The organism is Pseudomonas sp. SAR267 (assembly GCF_052077595.1).
In the GTDB taxonomy this organism is placed as follows: Bacteria; Pseudomonadota; Gammaproteobacteria; order Pseudomonadales; family Pseudomonadaceae; genus Aquipseudomonas; species Aquipseudomonas vlassakiae.
On the sequence record NZ_JBQIHU010000001.1, the window covers coordinates 4,102,849 to 4,123,501 of the forward strand.

The 20,653-nt window shown below is 64.1% G+C and carries 18 protein-coding genes; 11 read left to right on the plus strand and 7 right to left on the minus strand.

The genetic code is table 11. The features are described from left to right. Window positions 1-17: 17 nt before the first annotated feature. The 5 genes from ACTORR_RS19265 to gatC form a co-directional block, all read right to left on the minus strand. The gene (locus ACTORR_RS19265) at window positions 18-1,061 is read right to left on the minus strand and encodes a calcium/sodium antiporter (RefSeq protein WP_099814306.1); all 1,044 of its coding nucleotides are present in this window, start codon (window positions 1,059-1,061) and stop codon (window positions 18-20) included. Window positions 1,062-1,133: 72 nt separating this feature from the next. After that, window positions 1,134-1,508 carry a septal ring lytic transglycosylase RlpA family protein gene (locus ACTORR_RS19270; RefSeq protein ID WP_082433675.1) on the minus strand — a complete coding sequence of 125 codons (375 nt, stop codon included), beginning with the start codon at window positions 1,506-1,508 and terminating at the stop codon, window positions 1,134-1,136. 146 nt (window positions 1,509-1,654) lie between these two features. Next, entirely contained in the window at window positions 1,655-3,100 is a 1,446-nt protein-coding gene (gatB, locus tag ACTORR_RS19275; protein WP_441343768.1) for an Asp-tRNA(Asn)/Glu-tRNA(Gln) amidotransferase subunit GatB, read from the minus strand. Window positions 3,101-3,111: 11 nt separating this feature from the next. Beyond that, window positions 3,112-4,563 (minus strand): Asp-tRNA(Asn)/Glu-tRNA(Gln) amidotransferase subunit GatA, encoded by a 1,452-nt coding sequence (gene gatA / locus ACTORR_RS19280; protein WP_054887191.1) that lies wholly within the window; start codon window positions 4,561-4,563, stop codon window positions 3,112-3,114. Between the two features lie 15 nt (window positions 4,564-4,578). Then, the gene (gene gatC, locus ACTORR_RS19285) at window positions 4,579-4,866 is read right to left on the minus strand and encodes an Asp-tRNA(Asn)/Glu-tRNA(Gln) amidotransferase subunit GatC (RefSeq protein WP_054887192.1); all 288 of its coding nucleotides are present in this window, start codon (window positions 4,864-4,866) and stop codon (window positions 4,579-4,581) included. A gap of 204 nt (window positions 4,867-5,070) precedes the next feature. On the opposite strand from gatC, the gene mreB reads away from it, so the two are divergent. From mreB to tldD, 8 genes are all read left to right on the plus strand, one after another. Continuing rightward, window positions 5,071-6,108, plus strand: coding sequence for a rod shape-determining protein MreB (gene mreB, locus ACTORR_RS19290; protein WP_003255163.1), 1,038 nt, complete (start codon window positions 5,071-5,073; stop codon window positions 6,106-6,108). Between the two features lie 162 nt (window positions 6,109-6,270). Next, complete coding sequence (mreC, locus tag ACTORR_RS19295; protein WP_082433679.1) at window positions 6,271-7,314, plus strand: rod shape-determining protein MreC; 1,044 nt, start codon at window positions 6,271-6,273, stop codon at window positions 7,312-7,314. Further along, on the plus strand, window positions 7,314-7,802 hold the full coding sequence (gene mreD / locus ACTORR_RS19300) for a rod shape-determining protein MreD (protein WP_054887193.1): 489 nt from the start codon (window positions 7,314-7,316) through the stop codon (window positions 7,800-7,802). Before mreC ends, mreD begins: the two co-directional genes overlap by 1 nt. Window positions 7,803-7,832: 30 nt before the next feature. Next, the gene (locus ACTORR_RS19305) at window positions 7,833-8,432 is read left to right on the plus strand and encodes a Maf family protein (RefSeq protein WP_054887194.1); all 600 of its coding nucleotides are present in this window, start codon (window positions 7,833-7,835) and stop codon (window positions 8,430-8,432) included. Window positions 8,433-8,486: 54 nt separating this feature from the next. Continuing rightward, window positions 8,487-9,944, plus strand: a complete 1,458-nt coding sequence (gene rng / locus ACTORR_RS19310; protein WP_054887195.1) for a ribonuclease G — start codon at window positions 8,487-8,489, stop codon at window positions 9,942-9,944. An 82-nt stretch (window positions 9,945-10,026) separates the two neighbouring features. Further along, window positions 10,027-13,842, plus strand: a complete 3,816-nt coding sequence (locus ACTORR_RS19315; protein ID WP_313364609.1) for a YhdP family protein — start codon at window positions 10,027-10,029, stop codon at window positions 13,840-13,842. A 14-nt stretch (window positions 13,843-13,856) separates the two neighbouring features. Continuing rightward, window positions 13,857-14,708: a carbon-nitrogen hydrolase family protein gene (locus ACTORR_RS19320; protein WP_054885943.1), complete on the plus strand. Its 852-nt coding sequence runs from the start codon at window positions 13,857-13,859 to the stop codon at window positions 14,706-14,708. A gap of 2 nt (window positions 14,709-14,710) precedes the next feature. After that, window positions 14,711-16,150 (plus strand): metalloprotease TldD, encoded by a 1,440-nt coding sequence (gene tldD / locus ACTORR_RS19325; protein WP_054885944.1) that lies wholly within the window; start codon window positions 14,711-14,713, stop codon window positions 16,148-16,150. A 149-nt stretch (window positions 16,151-16,299) separates the two neighbouring features. On the opposite strand, the gene yjgA is transcribed toward tldD, so the two are convergent. Continuing rightward, window positions 16,300-16,821 (minus strand): ribosome biogenesis factor YjgA, encoded by a 522-nt coding sequence (gene yjgA, locus ACTORR_RS19330; protein ID WP_027920225.1) that lies wholly within the window; start codon window positions 16,819-16,821, stop codon window positions 16,300-16,302. A 109-nt stretch (window positions 16,822-16,930) separates the two neighbouring features. Here yjgA and pmbA point away from each other — a divergent pair, with 109 nt between their 5' ends. From pmbA to ACTORR_RS19345, 3 genes are all read left to right on the plus strand, one after another. Continuing rightward, window positions 16,931-18,277, plus strand: coding sequence for a metalloprotease PmbA (gene pmbA, locus ACTORR_RS19335; protein ID WP_313364610.1), 1,347 nt, complete (start codon window positions 16,931-16,933; stop codon window positions 18,275-18,277). Window positions 18,278-18,405: 128 nt separating this feature from the next. Next, a complete protein-coding gene (locus ACTORR_RS19340) occupies window positions 18,406-18,807 on the plus strand; it encodes a FagA protein (protein WP_313364611.1) in 402 nt (133 codons plus the stop codon). After that, complete coding sequence (locus ACTORR_RS19345) at window positions 18,800-20,176, plus strand: class II fumarate hydratase (RefSeq protein WP_054885946.1); 1,377 nt, start codon at window positions 18,800-18,802, stop codon at window positions 20,174-20,176. The genes ACTORR_RS19340 and ACTORR_RS19345 overlap by 8 nt, the downstream gene beginning before the upstream one ends. Window positions 20,177-20,375: 199 nt before the next feature. On the opposite strand, the gene ACTORR_RS19350 is transcribed toward ACTORR_RS19345, so the two are convergent. Beyond that, window positions 20,376-20,648 carry an HPr family phosphocarrier protein gene (locus ACTORR_RS19350; RefSeq protein ID WP_054885947.1) on the minus strand — a complete coding sequence of 91 codons (273 nt, stop codon included), beginning with the start codon at window positions 20,646-20,648 and terminating at the stop codon, window positions 20,376-20,378. Between the last annotated feature and the right edge of the window lie 5 nt (window positions 20,649-20,653).

A 20,653-nucleotide genomic window follows, 5' to 3' on the forward strand; every position in this document is an offset into this window, starting at 1 on the left:
AAAGCAGGCCTGGCCTGTCAGTGCTGCCTGCGCCAGGCTCGGGCGGTGGTGTACAGCAACACCGTGCCCAGCACCGGCAGCACATAGAACAGCATCAACCGCTCCAGCCGCCCGGCCAGTGGCATGCCCATGGTGAAGGCTGCCACATGCAGGCCATAGACCAGGTACAGGCAGAGGAATACCAGCCCCTCGCTGCGGGTGATCCGGTAGCCCGAATAGAACACCGGCAGGCTCAGGGCCGCGACACCCAGCATCACCGGCAGGTCGAATGCCAGCGCATTGGGCGAGATGGTCAGCGGCTCGGGTGTTATCAGTGCGGTCAGGCCGAGCACACCCAGCAAGTTCAACAGATTACTGCCGATCACCGTGCCGACGGCAATCTCCCGCTCGCCGCGAATGGCGGCAATCAGCGCGGCGGCAAGCTCGGGCAGGGATGTACACACGGCGACCACCGTCAGGCCGATGACCCGCTCGGACAGTCCGAGATCGGTGGCCACTTCAATGGCCGCCTCCAGCAGCAGGTGTCCGGCCAGGCTCAACAGGCCAAGGCCGAACAGCACCTGTAGCAGCGCCCCGGACCAGAAGCGCCCAGCGCGCGCTGCGCTGGCATCCTGGGCCGGATAGGTGCGAGCATAATGGCGCGATTGGTGCCAGAGCATGGCCAGGTAGCCCGCCAGGGCGAGCAGCAACAGCAACCCTTCGGCCCGGCCCAGGTGGCCATTGCCACAGAGCGCATAGACCAGGGCGCTGGCGGCAATCATCAGCGGGATGTCCAGGCGCACCAGCTGGCGCGATACCCGCAGTGGAATGATCAGCGCGGCCAGGCCGAGGATGACCAGTACGTTGAAGATGTTGCTGCCGATCACGCTGCCCACGGCCACGTCGGGCGCACCTTGATAGGCGGCTTGCAGGCTCACGGTCAACTGCGGTGCGGTACTGCCGAAGGCCACCAGGCTAAGGCCGATGATCAAGGGGCGCACGCGCAGGCGTTCGGCCAGGCGCAGCGCCGCACGCACCAGCAGTTCGGCACCGGCGATCAGCAGCAGCAGGGCAGCGCCCATTTGCAGCAGGCTGAAGGTGGGGAGGGTGGCCAGGTCGAAAATGATGGGGCTCCAGTCAGGGCAGGTGGCAGGTCAATCGCTCAGACCTTGTACCCGGACGCGCGCCGTTCCGCTACGGAGCATGCCGATTTTTTCTGCTGCAGCACGTGACAGGTCGATCAGTCGGCCTCGGGTATGCGGGCCGCGGTCGTTGATGCGGACCACCACGCTGCGATCGTTGGCCAGGTTGGTGACCAGCACACGGCTGCCGAATGGCAGGCTGCGGTGGGCGGCAGTGAGGCCGTGCTGGTTGAACGGTTCGCCGCTGGCAGTGCGTTTGCCGTGGTGGCGCGAGCCGTAGTAGGACGCGGTGCCGGTTTCGTTGTAACCGCGGGGGTCGATGTCGTGGCTGGCGCAGCCGGCCAGGAAGGAGAACAGGGCCAGGGTGCCGAGGGAACGTTTTAGCAAGTCAGGTGCTCTCCTATATGGCCATTCGCGGGCGCGCCCGCTCCCACAGGTACATCGCCGCATGTGATAGCGGCGCTGCACCTGTGGGAGCGGGCGTGCCCGCGAACGAGGGCGAAGCCCTCGCAAGATTCAGAGGGGTAAAACAATCACCCTTCGAGCTTGGCCTTGAGCAATTGGTTCACCTGCCCCGGGTTGGCCTTGCCTTTGGAGGCCTTCATCGCCTGGCCGACGAAGAAGCCGAACATCTTGCCGCGCTTGGCCTCGTCAGCGGCACGATATTGTTCGACCTGTTCGGCGTTGGAAGCGAGCACTTCGTCGAGCATCTTGTCGATCGCACCGGTGTCGGTCACCTGCTTGAGGCCCTTGCTTTCGATGATGCTGTCGGCATCGCCTTCGCCCGCTGCCATTGCCTCGAACACGGTCTTGGCAATCTTGCCGCTGATGGTGTTGTCGCGAATGCGCAGCAGCATGCCACCCAGGTGTGCGGCGCTGACCGGCGCCTGGTCGATCTCGATGCCCAGCTTGTTCAGCAGGCTGCCCAGCTCGACCATGACCCAGTTGGCGGCCAGCTTGGCGTCGCCACCGATCTTCGCCACTTCTTCGAAGTAATCCGCCTGTTCGCGGCTGGAAGCCAGCACGTTTGCGTCGTAGGCCGACAGGCCGTACTGGCTCTGGAAGCGTTCGACCTTTTGCGGTGGCAGCTCCGGCAGGCCGGCGCGGACGGTTTCGAGGAAGCTGTCCTCGATCACCACCGGCAGCAGGTCCGGGTCGGGGAAGTAACGGTAGTCGTTGGCCTCCTCCTTGCTGCGCATGGAGCGGGTCTCGTCCTTGTTCGGGTCGTACAGGCGGGTTTCCTGCACCACTTTGCCGCCGTCCTCGATCAGGTCGATCTGGCGCTGGATCTCGCTGTTGATCGCGCGCTCGATGAAGCGGAACGAGTTGACGTTCTTGATCTCGCAGCGGGTGCCGAATTCGGCCTGGCCTTTCGGGCGGATCGACACGTTGCAGTCACAGCGCAGCGAGCCTTCGGCCATGTTGCCGTCGCAGATACCCAGGTAGCGCACCAGCGCGTGGATAGCCTTGACGTAGGCCACGGCTTCCTTGGCGCTGCGCATGTCCGGCTCGGAGACGATTTCCAGCAGTGGCGTGCCGGCGCGGTTCAGGTCGATGCCGGTAGAGCCGCTGAAGTCTTCGTGCAGGCTCTTGCCGGCATCTTCCTCAAGGTGGGCACGGGTGACGCCGATGCGCTTGATGGTGCCGTCTTCCAGGGCGATGTCCAGGTGGCCCTTGCCGACGATCGGCAGGTCCATCTGGCTGATCTGGTAGCCCTTGGGCAGGTCCGGGTAGAAGTAGTTCTTGCGCGCGAATACGTTGCGCTTGCCGATTTCGGCATCGATCGCCAGGCCGAACATGCAGGCCATGCGCACGGCTTCCTGGTTCAGCACCGGCAGTGCGCCTGGCATCCCCAGGTCAACCAGGCTGGCCTGGGTGTTCGGCTCGGAGCCGAAGGTGGTGGCGCTGCCGGAGAAGATCTTCGACTGGGTGGACAGCTGGGTATGAATCTCCAGCCCGATCACAACTTCCCATTGCATGTGTGAATTCCTCAGAAGCCGTTAGGGGCGCGGGTGTGCCAGTCGGTGACTTGCTGGTAACGGTGCGCGACGTTGAGCAAGCGGCCTTCCTGGAAGTACGGTGCCAGCAGCTGCACGCCGACCGGCAGGCCATCGACGAAGCCGGCTGGCATCGACAGGCCTGGCAGGCCCGCCAGGTTGGCGGTGATGGTGTAGACGTCTTCCAGGTAGGCGGCGACCGGGTCGCTGCTCTTGGCGCCAAGCTTCCAGGCCGGGTTCGGCGTGGTCGGGCCGAGGATCAGGTCGACCTCGGCGAAGGCGGCCATGAAGTCGTTCTTGATCAGGCGGCGGATCTGCTGCGCCTTGATGTAGTAAGCGTCGTAGTAGCCGGCCGACAGGGCGTAGGTGCCGACCATGATGCGGCGCTGCACTTCGGTACCGAAGCCTTCGCCACGGGAACGCTTGTACAGGTCGGTCAGGTCTTTCGGCTCTTCGCAGCGGTAGCCGAAGCGCACACCGTCGAAGCGCGACAGGTTGGAGGAGGCTTCTGCTGGTGCGATCACGTAGTACGCCGGAATGGCATGCTGCATGTTCGGCAGGCTGATTTCCTTGACCACCGCACCGAGCTTTTCCAGCTCCTTGACGCTGGCCTGGACCAGCTCGGCAATGCGCGGGTCGAGGCCGGCACCGAAGTACTCCTTCGGCAGGCCGATGCGCAGGCCCTGCAGCGAGCCGTTGAGGGCGGCGCTGTAGTCCGGCACAGGCTCGTCGATGCTGGTGGAGTCCTTGGCATCGAAGCCGGCCATGCCTTGCAGCAGCAGGGCACAGTCTTCGGCGGTACGTGCCAGCGGGCCACCTTGGTCGAGGCTCGAGGCGTAGGCGATCATGCCCCAGCGCGATACACGACCGTACGTCGGCTTGAGGCCGGTGAGGTTGGTCAGTGCCGCCGGCTGGCGGATCGAGCCGCCGGTGTCGGTGCCGGTGGTGGCCGGCAGCAGGCGTGCGGCCACGGCAGCGGCCGAGCCCCCCGACGAACCGCCGGGTACGTGCTCGAGGTTCCACGGGTTCTTCACCGCGCCGTAGTGGCTGGATTCGTTGGCCGAACCCATGGCGAACTCGTCCATGTTGGTCTTGCCCAGGGTGACCATGCCGGCTTCGGCCAGCTTGGCGACCACGGTCGCGTCGTACGGTGCCTTGAAGTTGTCGAGCATCTTCGAGCCGCAGCTGGTGCGCACGCCGAGGGTGCAGAACAGGTCCTTGTGGGCAATCGGTGCGCCGAGCAGTGCACCGTTCTCGCCAGCGGCGCGACGGGCGTCGGCAGCACGCGCCTGGCCCAGGGCCAGCTCTTCGGTGACGCTGATGAAACTGTTGATCTGTGGGTCGATCTGCTTGACGCGCGCCAGCAGGGCGCCGGTCAGCTCTTCGGAGGAAAACGACTTGTCGGCGAGTCCGCGGGCGATCTCGGCCAGGGTCAATTCATGCATGGCAGGCTCTATCCCTTACTCGATGACTTTCGGAACCAGGTACAGACCGCTTTCGGTCATTGGCGCGATGGCCTGGTAGGCGTCGCGCTGGTTGCTTTCGGTGACCTGGTCGGGACGCAGGCGCTGGCTGGCCTCCAGGGGGTGGGCCAGGGGCTCGATGCCGTTGGTGTCGACCGCTTGCATCTGGTCGACCAGGCCGAGAATGCTGTTCAGGGCGTCAGTAATGCGTGGCAGTTCGCCTTCATTCAGGCCCAGACGGGCCAGATGGGCAATCTTTTCCACGTCGCTGCGTTCAAGCGCCATGGTGATCTCCAGGGGAAACAAAGAACCGAATAGGGTCCGCGGTGAGGAACATGTCAGCATTTTGGCGGTCCAACGGCCGCGATCATCTGCTGGCGTGCTCGGAAAAACAGCCAATTTAACATATTGGCTCCTTGCCCAAAATCCCTGCCATTGTTAGAGTTTGCCGCACTTTTTTACCCACGCTTTCCCCAGGGTCACTTTCCCATGTTCAAGAAACTGCGTGGCATGTTTTCCAGCGATCTTTCCATCGACCTGGGGACTGCCAACACCCTTATTTACGTGCGTGAGCGCGGTATCGTCCTGAATGAGCCCTCGGTTGTTGCCATCCGTACCCACGGCAACCAGAAAAGCGTCGTCGCCGTCGGTACCGAAGCCAAGCGCATGCTGGGCCGCACGCCTGGCAACATTGCTGCCATTCGTCCGATGAAGGACGGCGTCATCGCCGACTTCAGCGTTTGTGAAAAAATGTTGCAGTACTTCATCAACAAGGTTCACGAAAACAGCTTCCTGCAGCCCAGCCCGCGCGTGCTGATCTGCGTGCCGTGCAAATCGACCCAGGTAGAGCGCCGCGCCATTCGCGAGTCGGCCCTGGGTGCCGGTGCCCGTGAAGTGTTCCTGATCGAAGAGCCAATGGCCGCTGCCATCGGTGCCGGCCTGCCGGTCGAAGAAGCCCGTGGCTCGATGGTCGTCGATATCGGTGGCGGCACCACCGAAATCGCACTGATCTCGCTGAACGGCGTGGTCTATGCCGAGTCCGTCCGGGTTGGCGGCGACCGCTTCGACGAAGCCATCGTCACCTATGTGCGCCGCAACTACGGCAGCCTGATCGGCGAATCCACCGCCGAGCGTATCAAGCAGGAAATCGGCACCGCCTACCCGGGCGGCGAGGTGCGCGAGGTCGATGTGCGCGGCCGCAACCTGGCCGAGGGCGTACCACGCGCCTTCACCCTGAACTCCAACGAAGTCCTGGAAGCCCTGCAGGAATCCCTGGCGACCATCGTCCAGGCGGTCAAGAGCGCCCTGGAACAGTCGCCACCGGAGCTGGCCTCCGACATCGCCGAGCGCGGCCTGGTGCTGACCGGTGGTGGCGCGCTGCTGCGTGACCTCGACAAACTGCTGGCGCAGGAAACCGGCCTGCCGGTGATCGTCGCCGAAGACCCGCTGACCTGTGTCGCCCGTGGCGGTGGTCGCGCCCTGGAGATGATGGACAAGCACGCGATGGACCTGCTCTCCAGCGAGTGATCCCCCGCTGCTTTCGAAAGCCCGGTTTACAGGTAGCACGCGCAGTGCTACCTGTATGCGCTGGCTGGCGTCCATCGCGGCGTCGTTTCCGTCAACCCGCAACCAGGCTGGTGCGTTGTCCCATGTCCAATGACCTCCTGAGTCGTCCACGAGGAACGGCCCATTAAACCGCTTTTCTCCAAGGGCCCTTCGCTGGGCGTTCGCCTGCTGGTACTGGTAGTGCTGTCGGTCGCGCTGATGGTTGTCGACGCGCGTTTCGACGTGCTCAAGCCGGTGCGCAGCCAGATGGGCCTGGTGCTCATGGAATCGTACTGGATCACCGACCTGCCGCAGCGGATGTGGCAAGGCGTGGCCGGCCAGTTCGGCAGCCGCACCGAGCTGATCGCTGAAAACGAAAAACTCAAGACCGAAGCCCTGCTGCTTCAAGGGCGCCTGCAGAAGCTGGCGGCCCTGACGGAGCAGAACGTGCGGTTGCGTGAGTTGCTCAACTCCTCGGCGCTGGTCAACGAAAAGGTCGAAGTGGCCGAGCTGATCGGCGTCGACCCCAATCCGTTCACCCACCGCATTCTGATCAACAAGGGTGAGCGCGATGGTGTATTCCTGGGGCAGCCGGTACTCGATGCCCGTGGCCTGATGGGCCAGGTGGTCGAGCTGATGCCGTATACCTCGCGGGTCCTGCTGTTGACCGACACGACCCACAGCATTCCGGTGCAGGTCAACCGCAACGGCCTGCGCGCCATCGCCAGCGGCACCGGCAACCCGGAGCGTCTCGAGTTGCGCCATGTCGCCGACACCGCCGACATCAAGGAAGGTGACCTGCTGGTGAGCTCTGGCATGGGCCAGCGTTTCCCGGCCGGCTACCCGGTGGCCACGGTCAACGAAGTGATCCACGATTCCGGCCAGCCGTTTGCCATCGTCCGCGCCATTCCAACCGCCGCGCTCAACCGCAGCCGCTACATGTTGCTGGTGTTCAGTGACCGCCGTACACCGGAGCAGCGTGCCACCGAAGCAGCCATCGCCCAGGAAGAGGCCGATCGCAAGGGCACTGGCCAACCTGCTGCCAATGCCGAGCAGCCGGCAGTTGCCCCAGCCCCGGCACAGCCAGCCGGGCCGGCCGCTACGGGTCAGGCGCCTGCGGCCCCGGCTGCAGCGCCCGGCAGCCCTGCCGCCGCGCCTGCGGCCCCCGCCCATCCCCGGAGACAATGATGGCCAAGTCGCGCCGTAATCACGGTTGGGTCATCTGGCTGACGTTCGCCATCGGCCTGCTGCTCAGCGTTTCACCCATGCCGCAGTTCCTTGAAGTGTTCCGGCCCATGTGGCTGGCGATGCTGGTGTCGTTCTGGACCTTGAACGTGCCAGGCAAGGTTGGCATGACCACCGCTTTCATTCTGGGGCTGGCCGAGGACGTACTGTACGGCACCTTGCTGGGGCAGAACGCGCTCATCCTCACGCTCATCACGTTCCTCGTGCTGTCGCTGCAGCAGCGCCTGCGCATGTTCCCGCTGTGGCAGCAGAGCCTGGTGATCCTGGTGATCTTCGGTATCGCCCAGCTGATCCAGCTGTGGCTCAGTGCGCTCACCGGCAATCGCCTGCCAACCCTGGCGCTGGTCTGGCCAGCCGTGATCAGTGCCTTGCTCTGGCCATGGATCAGCTTCGCCCTGCGCGACCTGCGCCGACGTTTGCGCATCAACTGACGGCGCTGCCACTGACAGGGAGATGTCCAGATGAAACCACTCTACCTCGCCTCCGGCTCACCGCGCCGGCGTGAACTGCTCGGCCAGATCGGCGTGCCGTTCACTGTTGTCAGTGCGCCCATCGATGAAACGCCACTGCCCGGCGAAGGCATTCCAGACTATGCCTTGCGCTTGGCGCGTGCCAAGGCTGCCGCCGGTTTCGCCAGGCTGGACGGACCAGGCGTGGTGTTGGGGGCTGACACGGTGGTGTCTTCTCTCGGAGAAATCCTCGGTAAACCGCGTGACCGTGACGACGCCTTGGCCATGCTCGCCAAGCTTTCCGGCGACCGCCATCAGGTGATCACGGCCGTGGCCGTGACCGATGGAACGCGTTGGGAAGAAGCATGCGTCGGTACCCATGTGTATTTTCGCGAAATCAGCCCTGAAGAAGCGCAGCGCTACTGGGAAACCGGCGAGCCACTGGACAAGGCAGGCGGCTACGCGATTCAGGGGTTGGGTGCAGTCTTCGTGCAGCAGCTTGAGGGCAGCTACTCGGCCGTGGTCGGCCTTCCGCTGTTCGAAACCGCCCGCTTGCTCGCGGCGTTTTCGATCCCATGCTGGCAGCAACATGGGGTATCGGCACAGCGCTAGCCAGACATCCGATAGCGATCCATCATTACCCGAGACCTTTGACGAGAGCCTGCCATGAGTGAAGAGATCCTGATCAACATCACCCCGATGGAATCACGCGTGGCGGTGGTGGAAAACGGGGTGCTGCAGGAAGTGCATGTCGAGCGCACCCAGCGTCGCGGCATCGTCGGCAATATCTACAAGGGCAAGGTCGTGCGGGTGCTGCCGGGCATGCAGGCGGCTTTCGTCGACATCGGCCTGGAGCGCGCGGCGTTCATCCATGCGTCGGAAATATCCCAGCGCGAAGGCTCGGCGGTGGAGAACATCACCGCACTGGTGCACGAGGGCCAGGCCCTGGTGGTGCAGGTGACCAAAGATCCGATCGGCACCAAGGGTGCGCGCCTGACCACGCAGCTGTCGATCCCCTCGCGTTACCTGGTGTACATGCCACGCAGCAGCCATGTCGGCATTTCGCTGAAGATCGAAGACGAAGCCGAACGCGAGCGCCTCAAGCAGGTGGTCAGCGACTGTATGGACAGCGAGAACATCAAGGACGCAGGGGGCTTCATCCTGCGCACCGCTGCCGAGGGGGCGCGGGCTGAAGAAATCCTCCAGGACATCCGTTACCTGCGCCGCCTGTGGGAGCAGATCGGCAGCCAGATCCAGACCTGCGGCGCGCCCACGGTCATTTATGAAGACCTCGGCCTGGCCTTGCGCACGCTGCGTGACCTGGTCAACCCGAAGATCGAGAAGATTCGTATCGATTCGCGGGAAACCTTCCAGAAAACCACGCAGTTCGTCGCCGAGCTGATGCCGGAGATCGCTGATCGCCTGGAGCATTATCCAGGCGAGCGGCCAATCTTCGACCTGTACGGGGTCGAGGACGAAATCCAGCGCGCCCTGGAGCGCAAGGTGCCGCTCAAGTCCGGCGGCTACCTGGTGGTCGACCCGGCCGAAGCGATGACTACCATTGACGTCAATACCGGTGCGTTCGTCGGCCACCGCAACCTGGAAGAAACCATCTTCAAGACCAACCTCGAAGCCGCCACGGCCATCGCTCGGCAGCTGCGCCTGCGCAACATCGGCGGGATCATCATCATCGACTTCATCGACATGGAAGACGAAGAGCACCAGCGCCAGGTGCTGCGCACCCTGGAAAAGCAGCTGGAGCGGGATCATGCCAAGACCAACATCATCGGCATCACCGAGCTGGGCCTGGTGCAGATGACCCGCAAGCGCACCCGTGAAAGCCTCGAACAGGTTCTCTGCGAGCCATGCATCGCCTGTCAGGGGCGCGGCAAGCTGAAGACTCCCGAGACCATCTGTTACGAGATCTTCCGCGAGATCCTCCGCGAAGCCCGTGCCTACCAGGCTGAGGGTTATCGTGTGCTGGCCAATCAGAAGGTGGTCGATCGCCTGCTGGACGAAGAGTCCGGCAACGTTGCCGAACTGGAGACCTTCATTGGCCGAACCATTCGCTTTCAGGTCGAGTCGATGTATTCGCAGGAACAATACGATGTGGTGCTGCTCTGAGGCTTTCTGATACCCGCCCCGGATGGCGCTGGCTGGCAAGCCCGGCACGTCGGGCCATCATGGATAAACGACCTGGAGGGCCATGGCCATGGGACGTCTGAACCGCGTTCTTGTCGCCTTGACCCGTTGGGGGCTGGGCATCTGTGCCTTGCTCACGGTGCTGGTGGCATTGTATGTCAGCCTCGGTCGCGAGCTGGTGCCGCTGGTGGCCGAATACCGTGGCGATGTCGAGAGCAAGGCTGAACAGGCGCTTGGTCTACCCGTGCATGTCGGGGCGCTGGAAGGGCGCTGGAGCGGCCTGGCGCCGGTGTTGCGCGTGCGTGACCTGCAACTGGGCGAGGGCGCATCGGCCCTGCGCCTGGATGACGTCAAGGTGGTACCGGACCTGTGGGCCAGCCTGACCTCCCGCGAAGTGCGCCTGGCGCGCATCGAACTCGGTGGCCTGCAACTGATTCTGCGCGAGGACGAGCAGGGTGGCTGGGCCCTTGAAGGGTTGCCAAAAAAGGATGACGCGCCGCTGGATCCTGCCGAGTTGCTGCAGCGCTTGCGTCAATTGGGCCGCATCGATGTGTTCGACAGCCAGGTCACCTTGCAGCCCTGGCAGCGTGACCCGTTGACCCTTACCTATGTCAGCGTCGGCCTGCAAGCCGGGGCTTCACGCCAGGCCCTCGACCTGCGGGCGACCTTGCCCGACGGCCAGCCGCTGGCGCTCAATCTGCGCAGCCGGGCAAATGCCAAAGCCTGGCGCGATGGCGCGGTCGAGGCTTACCTGAGCCTGCCGCAAAGCGACTGGGCGCGGTGGTTGCCTCCCGCTTTGCTGGGCCAGTGGCGGGCGGAAGCGCTGAAGGCCGGTGGCGAGTTCTGGGTCGACTGGAGCAAGGGCCAGTTGCAGCAGGCAGTGGTGCGCCTCAATGCACCGCAACTGCGCGGTGCCTACGCCGAGCGCAAGGCGGTGGCCCTGGACAACCTCGCGTTGACCGCCTGGTTCCAGCGCCGGGATCAGGGTTTCGATGTGCTGGTGGATTCACTCGCGGCGAGCATCGGCAAGAGCCGCTGGGAATCGCACCTGCAAGTGAACCAGCGCCTGGGCGACGACCCGGCCGACGAAACCTGGCAGGTGCAGGCCGACCGCCTTGACCTCACCCCGTTGACCCCGCTGATCGATGCCCTGGCACCCTTGTCGGACAAGCTCATGGCCGTGGTCGATGGGCTGAACGTCACCGGGGCGCTGCGCAACGTTCGGCTGGAAGCACGGCCAAACGCCGAGGGCGACCAGCGGCTGCAGTTCGCCGCCAACCTGGAGAGGGTCGGTTTCGATGCCTATCATGGCGCACCGGCAGCTGGCAATGTCAGCGGCAGCATCAGCGGCGACCTCGGGCATGGCGAGCTGCGGCTGGATACTGACGCATTCATGCTGCACCTGTACCCGATCTTCGCCAAACCCTGGCAATACCAGAAGGCCAATGCGCGCCTGACCTGGGCGCTCGACAAGCATGGTTTCACCCTCATCGCCCCCTACCTCAAGGTGCTGGGCGAGGAGGGCAAGATCGCTGGCGATTTCCTGATTCGCCTGCTGTTCGACGAAGGCACCGAAAGCTACATGGACCTGCGGGTCGGCCTGACCGAAGGCGATGGCCGCTATACCGCCAAGTACCTGCCCGAAGTGCTGAGCCCGGCCCTCGACGAATGGCTGCGCAGCGCCATCGTCAAGGGCAACGTCGATGAGGGCTACTTCCAGTACCAGGGTTCGTTGAACCACGGCGCCACCCCGGAGGCTCGCAGCATCAGCCTGTTCTTCAAGGTTCACGACGCCGCACTCGACTTCCAGCCAGGCTGGCCGCAGGTGCAGCAGGTGGACGGCGATGTGCTGATCGAAGACAGCGGCGTGCGCATCAAGGCCAGCAAGGGCTTGCTGCTCGACACCAAGGTCAGCGACGTCAGCGTGAATATTCCCCATGTCGACAGCGGCCAGCACAGCCATCTGTACCTCGACGGCAATTTCGACGGCAGCCTTGGCGATGGTCTGAAAATCCTCAAGGAAGCCCCGATCGGGACTGGCGAGATCTTCGCCGGCTGGGAAGGCGAGGGCCCTCTCAAGGGCAATGTGAAGCTCGACGTACCCTTGGCCCATGGCGAGCGGCCAAAAGTGCTGGTGGACTTCGCCACTGCCGATGCACGTTTGAAGGTGACCCCGCCCAGCCTGGACCTGACGCGCCTCAAGGGTGACTTCAGCTTTGACTTCGACAAGGGGCTGAGCGGCAAGAACATCAGCCTGCAGGTGTTCGGCAAGCCGGTCACTGCGCAGATCAGCGCCGAGGGCCAGCCCGGGCAGATGCAGACGCGCATCAGCGCCAGCGGCCAGGCTTCGCTGAAGTCCCTGACCGACTGGTTGCAGTTCAGGCAGACCTTGCCCGCTTCAGGCGACCTGCCGTACCAGTTGCAAGTCAATTTGGGCAGTCGTGATAACAGCTTGAGCGTCAGCTCTTCGCTCAAGGGCTTGGCCATCGACCTGCCGGCTCCGTTCGGCAAGGCGGCGGCGGAGACCCGCGACAGTCGTTTCAGCATGAACCTGCAAGGGCCTGAGCGGCGATTCGATGCGGCTTACGCCGACCTGGCCCGTTTCGCCTACGCCGCACCGGCCGACAAGCTGGGCCAGGGCCGTGGCGAACTGTTGCTTGGCTCCGGGCAGGCGCAGCTGCCAGCGGCTCAGGGGCTGCGGGTCAAGGGGCGGCTGGAAAGCCTGGACCTGGGCCCCTGGCAGGAACAGGCCGCTCGCTTTGCTGGTGACGACCCCGGTGGTAATGCCCGGCAGAACTTGCAGAGCGTCGACCTGAGCATCGGCCAGCTGAAGGCCTTCGGCATGAACCTGAACCAGGCCGTCGTGCGCCTGACCCGGGGCGGCGCAGCCTGGGACCTGCGCCTGGACAGCAAGGAAGTCATCGGTAACGCGCGCCTGCCAGATGCCAAGGCTGCACCGATGGTGGTGCGCCTGCAGACACTGCGCCTACCGCCCGCCGACCCCGCTGAAACCCAATCGGAAGAAGGCCCCGACCCGTTGGCCTCGTTCGACCCACGCAAGGTGCCGGCGCTGGACCTGAGCATCGAAAAGCTGTACCGCGGCGACGACCTGTTCGGCAATGTCGCGCTGAAGTTGCGCCCCACCGCTCGGGGCGTGGCTGCGCAAGACATCGACCTTGACTTCAAAGGCTTGCATGTCGATGGCAGCGGTGGTTGGGAGGGCGAAACGGGGGCTACCAGCAGCTGGTACAAAGGCCGGCTCGATGGCAAGAACCTCGCCGATGTGCTCAAGGCCTGGGGGTTCGCCCCGACCGTGACCAGTCGCGATTTCCGCCTGGATGTGGATGGCCGTTGGCCGGGTTCGCCCGCCTGGGTCGGCCTCAAGCGCTTCTCTGGCAGCATGGATGCGGCCTTGCGCAGCGGTCAGTTCGTCGAGGTGGAAGGTGGCGCCCAGGCCCTGCGTGTGTTCGGCCTGCTTAACTTCAACTCGATTGGCCGGCGCCTGCGCCTGGACTTCTCCGACCTGTTCGACAAGGGCCTGGCCTATGACCGGGTCAAGGGCCTGCTGGTGGCCAGTAGCGGCGTCTACGTGACCCGCGAGCCAATCAGCGTGACCGGGCCGTCGAGCAACTTTGAGCTCGATGGCACCCTCGACCTGGTGCGCGATCGGGTCGCTGCCAACCTGCAGGTGACCCTGCCGGTGACCAACAACCTGCCACTGGCCGCGTTGATTGTCGGTGCGCCTGCGGTCGGGGGCGCGCTGTTCCTGGTCGACCGGCTGATCGGCGACCGTGTGTCGCGTTTTGCCAGTGTGCACTATCGCGTCGAAGGGCCGGTGAAAGAGCCTAAAATCACGTTTGTGAAACCGTTCGATAAATAATTGCAGGAGTGCCCATGAAGGCAGCGGTCATCCAGATGGTCAGCCAGGACGATGTGCTGGCCAACCTGCAGCGTGCAGGCGCCTTGCTCGAACAGGCAGCCCTGGGCGGCGCTCGGTTGGCGGTGCTGCCGGAAAACTTCGCGGCAATGGGCCGCAAGGATGCCGCCGCCATCGGCCGCGCCGAAGCCATGGGCGAAGGCCCGATCCTGCCGTGGTTGAAACGTACCGCACGTGACCTCAGATTATGGATTGTTGCCGGTACCTTGCCGCTGCCACCACAAGGCCAGCCTGAAGCCAAGGCCCATGCCTGTTCGCTGCTCATCGACGAACACGGCGAAGTGGTGGCGCGCTATGACAAGCTGCATCTGTTCGACGTGGATGTGGCTGACAACCGTGGTCGCTACCGCGAGTCGGATGACTATGCCCATGGTGCGCAGGTGGTGGTGGCCGATACGCCGCTAGGCCGATTGGGGCTCAGCGTGTGTTACGACCTGCGCTTCCCCGAGCTGTACAGCGCCTTGCGCAGCGCAGGCGCGGAGTTGATCACGGCACCGGCTGCCTTTACTGCGGTCACAGGCGCAGCGCATTGGGAAGTTCTGATCCGCGCCCGGGCCATTGAAACCCAGTGCTATGTTTTGGCGGCAGCTCAAGGCGGTACCCATCCAGGCCCGCGGGAAACCCACGGCCACGCCGCGATCGTCGACCCTTGGGGGCGGATCGTCGCAGAACAGGCGCAAGGCGAAGCGGTTTTGCTCGCCGAGCGTGACATTGATGAACAGGCGTCCATTCGGGCGCGCATGCCGGTAACCACGCACCGGCGCTTTTTCTCGCAGGACGCCTTGCGGCCTGCGCACACCTCGGAGTGACTATGAGCCAGATGTTATCCACCGTCAGCGAGCAACTCCTGGCCCCGGGCGGACTCACCCTCGACAGCCTGCAGAGCGTGCTGGGCGAGCTGGCAGGCCCCGGCATCGATGCGGCGGACCTGTATTTCCAGGGGCAGATCTCGGAAACCTGGGCACTGGAGGACGGCATCGTCAAAGAAGGCAGCTTCAATCTGGACCAGGGTGTCGGTGTGCGTGCCCAGTCCGGTGAGAAGACCGGCTTCGCCTACAGCAATGCCATCAACCTCGAAGCGCTGACGTCGGCGGCCCGTGCGGCCCGCTCGATTTCCCGCGCCGGCCAGAACGGCACGGTCCAGGCGTTCCGCAGCCAGGACGTGACGGCGCTATATGCGCCGGACAATCCGCTGGATGTGCTCAGCCGTGCCGAGAAGGTCGAGCTGCTCAAGCGTGTGGATGCGGCCACCCGTGCCCTCGATCCGCGAATCCAGCAGGTCAGCGTAAGCATGGCCGGCGTCTGGGAGCGCATCCTGATTGCCGCCGCCGACGGTAGCCTGGCCGCTGATGTGCGCCCGCTGGTGCGTTTCAACGTCAGCGTCATCGTCGAGCAGAATGGCCGCCGCGAGCGTGGCGGGCAGGGGGGCGGTGGGCGTACCGACTACCGCTTCTTCACTGAAGACCGCGTCATGGGCTATGCCCGCGAAGCGCTGCGCCAGGCACTGGTGAACCTCGAAGCCATCCCGGCCCCGGCCGGTACCTTGCCAGTGGTACTGGGGTCCGGCTGGTCGGGCGTGCTGCTGCATGAAGCGGTCGGCCATGGCCTGGAAGGCGACTTCAACCGCAAAGGCAGCTCGGCCTTCAGTGGGCGGATCGGCGAGAAGGTGGCTTCGCCCCTGTGCACCATCGTCGACGACGGCACCCTCGAGGGGCGCCGCGGCTCATTGAGTGTCGATGACGAAGGCACGCCGACCGAATGCACCACGTTGATCGAGAACGGCATCCTCAAGGGCTACATGCAGGACAAGCTCAATGCACGCCTGATGGGCATGGCGGTTACCGGCAACGGTCGCCGCGAGTCTTATGCGCACCTGCCGATGCCGCGCATGACCAACACCTACATGCGGGCCGGCAAGAGCGATCCACAAGAAATCATTGCTTCGGTGAAGAAGGGTATCTACTGCGCCAACCTCGGTGGTGGCCAGGTCGATATCACCAGTGGCAAGTTCGTATTCTCGACCAGCGAAGCCTACCTGATCGAAGACGGCAAGATCACCGCCCCGGTGAAAGGCGCGACCCTGATCGGCAACGGGCCGGAGGCCATGAGCCGGGTGTCGATGGTCGGTAACGACCTGGCGCTGGACAGTGGGGTGGGGACGTGTGGCAAAGACGGCCAATCGGTGCCGGTAGGCGTCGGGCAGCCGACCTTGAAGCTCGATGCGATTACCGTGGGCGGTACTGGCGCTTGAGGATGCGGGCTGCCTGCAGGAGCGGTCTCGTGTCGCGAAAGGGCCGCAGAGCGGCCCCGGGATTTCAGCGATACAGCAGAAATGGCTGGGGCTGCTCCGCAACCCTTTCGCGACGCAAGGCCGCTCCTACAGGAGCCCGCTGTCGGCAGTCAGCGCAGCCCGCGCTGCATCTCGTCGAGATCGCGGATGTATTTGAACACCTTGCGCGCAGCGGCAGGCGGTTTGTTCCGCGCCTTTTCGTGCTGGGCATGACGAATCAGCGAGCGCAGTTGCTGGCGATCGGTCTCGGGGTATTCGTTGACGAAACGCTCGAGGTCTTCATCGTTACCGTCGATCAGGCGGTCGCGCCAGCGTTCCAGGTTGTGGAAGCGCTCGTTGTACTGGCGGCTGGAGCTGTCGATCTGCTCGAGCACGGCGTGGATGGCGTCCAGGTCCTGGTCGCGCATCAGCTTGCCGACGAACGACATGTGGCGTTTGCGTGCGCCGTGGGCGGTGTGCTTGCTGGCGTCGGCCAGGGCCTTGCGCAGCTCGTCGGTGAGCGGCAGGCGCGCCAGGGTGTCGGCCTTGACCGTGGTCAGGCGTTCGCCGAGTTCGACCAGCGCATGCAGTTCGCGCTTGATCTGGGTTTTGCTTTTTTCGCCGTCGAAGGCGTCGTCGTATGAATCAACCATGGTGGCAGTCCGCTAGAAATCGCCGCCATGATAACCAGTCGGGGGCCGCTTGTCCGTGCCCGGTCGTAGAATGACCCTCGCCGAACGCAGAATTTGAGTGGAGAAAACCATGAGTGCAGTCCAGAGCGTAGGCCCCAAGGACCTGCCAGCGTTGCAAGAGCAGGTCGAGGCGATCATTGCAGAAGCACGCAAGCAAGGCGCCAGTGCCTGCGAAGTGGCGGTGTCGCTGGAGCAGGGCCTGTCCACCACGGTGCGTCAGCGCGAGGTCGAGACGGTCGAATTCAACCGCGACCAGGGCTTCGGCATCACCCTCTATGTAGGCCAGCGCAAGGGCTCGGCCAGCACTTCGGCCAGTGGCCCGGATGCCATCCGGGAAACCGTGGCCGCTGCTCTGGCGATTGCCAAACACACCTCCGAGGACGAATGCTCAGGGCTGGCTGATGCCGCGCTGATGGCCCGCGAAATCTCCGACCTCGACCTCTATCACGACTGGGACATCGAGCCGGAGAAGGCCATCGAGATGGCGCTGGCCTGCGAGGCGGCGGCATTCGACGCTGACACGCGGATCCTCAATGCCGATGGCACCACCCTGAACACTCACCAGGGTTGCCGCGTGTACGGCAACAGCCACGGCTTCATCGGTGGCTACGCCTCGACCCGGCACAGCCTGAGCTGCGTGATGATCGCTGAAGGCGAAGGCCAGATGCAGCGTGACTACTGGTATGACGTGAACCGCCAGGGCCACATGCTGGCCGACCCGCGCAGCATCGGCGTGCGCGCCGCGCAGCGCGCAGCCAGCCGACTTGGTGCGCGGCCGGTGCCGACCTGTGAAGTGCCCGTGCTGTTTTCCGCCGAGCTGGCGGGTGGCCTGTTCGGCAGTTTCCTGTCGGCCATCTCGGGCGGCAACCTGTACCGCAAGTCGTCGTTCCTCGATGGCGCTATCGGACAGCGCCTGTTCCCGTCCTGGCTGACACTCGACGAGCGCCCCCACATTCCTCGCGCGCTGGGCAGCGCCGCATTCGACGGTGACGGCCTGGCGACCTACGCGAAGCCGTTCGTCGATAAAGGCGAGCTGGTGTCGTACCTGCTGGGTACCTACTCCGGACGTAAGCTGGGCTTGCCAAGCACTGCCAACGCCGGGGGCGTGCACAACCTGTATGTCACTCACGGCGTCGAAGACCAGGCGGCGCTGATCCGGCGCATGGGCCGTGGCCTGCTGGTGACCGAGCTGATGGGCCATGGGCTGAACATGGTGACTGGCGACTACTCGCGGGGTGCGGCGGGCTTCTGGATCGAGAACGGCGAGATTCAACATGCCGTACAGGAAGTGACGATCGCCGGCAATATGAAAGACATGTTCCAGCAAATTGTTGCAGTTGGCTGTGATCTCGAAACCCGTAGCAATATTCACACGGGGTCGGTCCTGATCGAGCGAATGACGGTCGCTGGTAGCTGACATCGGGGCAGGAATGCCCAGCGTCAATTAAGCCCGGCCATCGTGCCGGGTTTTTCTTTGCTGGGCTGATGCTTGAATTGATTCTGTTTATCAATCAATAATGAATATCATTATCTGGCAACTTGGCGATGATGTTCATGAAACCCGTCCTGCGCGAACTGCCTTACCTGGAAAACTGGCGCTGGCTCAGCCGGCGTATCCGCTGCGCCCTCGAACCTGATGAGCCGCGCCTGATCGAGCACTACCTGGCCGAAGGCCGTTACCTGGTGTGCTGCACCGAAACTTCGCCATGGACCGTGGCGCTGACCTCCTTCCGCCTGCTGCTGGATACCGCCTGCGACCGCATGTTGCCGTGGCATTGGCGCTGCCTGTGCCTGGACCAGGCCTGGCGACCGTTGCTGGACCTGCGCAACCTCGATCGCCAGGAGCGGAACCTGCGCTGGCAGCCTTATGCCTTGCAGCTGGCCAACTGCCGGCTGCTGCCGTCGATTTCTCCCGATGAACTGATGCAAGGATTTGAACATGAGTGATACCCGTATCGAGCGTGACAGCATGGGCGAGCTGCAGGTGCCGGCCAGGGCCCTGTATGGCGCGCAGACCCAGCGCGCGGTAGATAACTTTCCGATCAGCGGCCAGCGCATGCCCGCCCAGTTCATCCGCGCCTTGTTGCTGGCCAAGGCCGCTGCGGCTCGGGCCAACATCGAGCTGGAGCAGCTGTCGCCAGGGCAGGGCCAGGCCATCGTCGAGGCGGTCGAGCAATTGCTGGGCGCAGATTTCATCCAGCACTTTCCGGTGGATGTGTTCCAGACCGGCTCGGGGACCAGCTCGAACATGAACGCGAACGAGGTGATCGCCACCTTGGCCAGCCGGGTGCTCGGTGAGCCGGTCAATGCCAATGATCACGTCAACTGTGGCCAGAGCAGCAACGACATCATCCCCACCACCATTCATGTCAGCGCCGCGCTGGCGCTGCATGAGCAACTGCTGCCGGCGTTGAGCCACCTCGTTCAGGTGATCGAGGCCAAGTCACGCCAGGTGCATCAGTATGTAAAGACCGGCCGCACCCATCTGATGGACGCCATGCCAGTGCGCATGAGCCAGGTGCTCGATGGCTGGGCTGCGCAGGTCAATGGCGCCAGAGCACATCTCGAAGCGACCCTGCCGAGCCTGCAGGCATTGGCCCAGGGTGGCACCGCAGTGGGTACCGGGATCAACGCCCACCCACAGTTCGCCGCCGGCTTTGCGCGCCAACTGAGCGGGCTTACCAACGTTGAGTTCACCCCTGGCCATAACCTGTTCGCGCTGATCGGCTCCCAGGACACCGCCGTGGCGCTGTCTGGCCAGCTCAAGACCACCGCCGTGGCGCTGATGAAGATTGCCAACGACCTGCGCTGGATGAACTCAGGCCCCTTGGCTGGCCTGGGCGAAATCGAGCTGCAGGGCCTGCAGCCGGGTTCGTCGATCATGCCGGGCAAGGTCAACCCGGTCATCCCGGAAGCCACTGCCATGGTCGCCGCCCAGGTCATTGGTAATGACGCCACCATCGCTGTGGCCGGGCAATCGGGCAACTTCGAGTTGAACGTGATGCTGCCGGTGATCGCCCGCAACTTGCTGGAGAGCATCGAGCTGATGGCCAACGCCAGCCGCCTGCTGGCCGACAAGGCGATTGCCAGCTTCAAGGTAAACGAGGGCAAGCTCAAGGAAGCCTTGGCGCGCAACCCGATCCTCGTCACCGCGCTGAACCCGATCATCGGCTACCTCAAGGCCGCCGAAATCGCCAAGACCGCTTACCAGCAGGGCCGCCCGATCATCGATGTAGCACTGGAACATACCGACCTGTCGCGCGATCAGCTCGAAGCACTGCTGGACCCGGAAAAACTCACCGCTGGTGGCATTTGATCGCCATTGGGCCTGGACTTGTGGGAACACGCCCTCCGGCTGGCGCTGGGCGGCTTGCTGTCAATCGCCGGCACGGCGTTGCTGCTGGCCCGCGGTATCGCCTGGCTGGACTGGTGATAGCGCTGGTGCTGGCAGGGCGGCACGGTTCAAGGCATTGCTGATTGGTGCCGCCTCCGGCCTGGCCGGGCCCCAGCGGCCTTCATTCACCTTCGTCGAAGTAGTTGTTGATCAGCGCCACCAGCGCTTCCAGGGCTTCGTCATCCTGCTCGCCCTCGGTCATCAGGTGCACCTGGGTGCCCTTGCCTGCCGCCAGCATCATCACCGCCATGATGCTCTTGCCGTCGATCAGCTTGTCGGGCGCGCGGCCGATGCGGACCTGGCAGGGGTATTTGCCGGCCACGCCGACGAACTTGGCTGCCGCCCGGGCATGCAGGCCCAGCTTGTTGATGATGGTGATTTCGCGGGCGGGCATCGTGC

Bases quoted from the DNA above. Each gene is read 5' to 3' on its own strand.
- ACTORR_RS19340 (WP_313364611.1), top strand. From the start codon at position 18,406: ATGATGTTCATGAAACCCGTCCTGCGCGAACTGCCTTACCTGGAAAAC.
- yjgA (WP_027920225.1), bottom strand. From the start codon at position 16,821: ATGGTTGATTCATACGACGACGCCTTCGACGGCGAAAAAAGCAAAACC.
- ACTORR_RS19345 (WP_054885946.1), top strand. From the start codon at position 18,800: ATGAGTGATACCCGTATCGAGCGTGACAGCATGGGCGAGCTGCAGGTG.
- gatB (WP_441343768.1), bottom strand. From the start codon at position 3,100: ATGCAATGGGAAGTTGTGATCGGGCTGGAGATTCATACCCAGCTGTCC.
- ACTORR_RS19305 (WP_054887194.1), top strand. From the start codon at position 7,833: ATGAAACCACTCTACCTCGCCTCCGGCTCACCGCGCCGGCGTGAACTG.
- ACTORR_RS19265 (WP_099814306.1), bottom strand. From the start codon at position 1,061: ATGGGCGCTGCCCTGCTGCTGCTGATCGCCGGTGCCGAACTGCTGGTG.
- ACTORR_RS19320 (WP_054885943.1), top strand. From the start codon at position 13,857: ATGAAGGCAGCGGTCATCCAGATGGTCAGCCAGGACGATGTGCTGGCC.
- rng (WP_054887195.1), top strand. From the start codon at position 8,487: ATGAGTGAAGAGATCCTGATCAACATCACCCCGATGGAATCACGCGTG.
- pmbA (WP_313364610.1), top strand. From the start codon at position 16,931: ATGAGTGCAGTCCAGAGCGTAGGCCCCAAGGACCTGCCAGCGTTGCAA.
- mreD (WP_054887193.1), top strand. From the start codon at position 7,314: ATGGCCAAGTCGCGCCGTAATCACGGTTGGGTCATCTGGCTGACGTTC.
- mreB (WP_003255163.1), top strand. From the start codon at position 5,071: ATGTTCAAGAAACTGCGTGGCATGTTTTCCAGCGATCTTTCCATCGAC.
- gatA (WP_054887191.1), bottom strand. From the start codon at position 4,563: ATGCATGAATTGACCCTGGCCGAGATCGCCCGCGGACTCGCCGACAAG.
- ACTORR_RS19315 (WP_313364609.1), top strand. From the start codon at position 10,027: ATGGCCATGGGACGTCTGAACCGCGTTCTTGTCGCCTTGACCCGTTGG.
- gatC (WP_054887192.1), bottom strand. From the start codon at position 4,866: ATGGCGCTTGAACGCAGCGACGTGGAAAAGATTGCCCATCTGGCCCGT.
- ACTORR_RS19350 (WP_054885947.1), bottom strand. From the start codon at position 20,648: ATGCCCGCCCGCGAAATCACCATCATCAACAAGCTGGGCCTGCATGCC.
- tldD (WP_054885944.1), top strand. From the start codon at position 14,711: ATGAGCCAGATGTTATCCACCGTCAGCGAGCAACTCCTGGCCCCGGGC.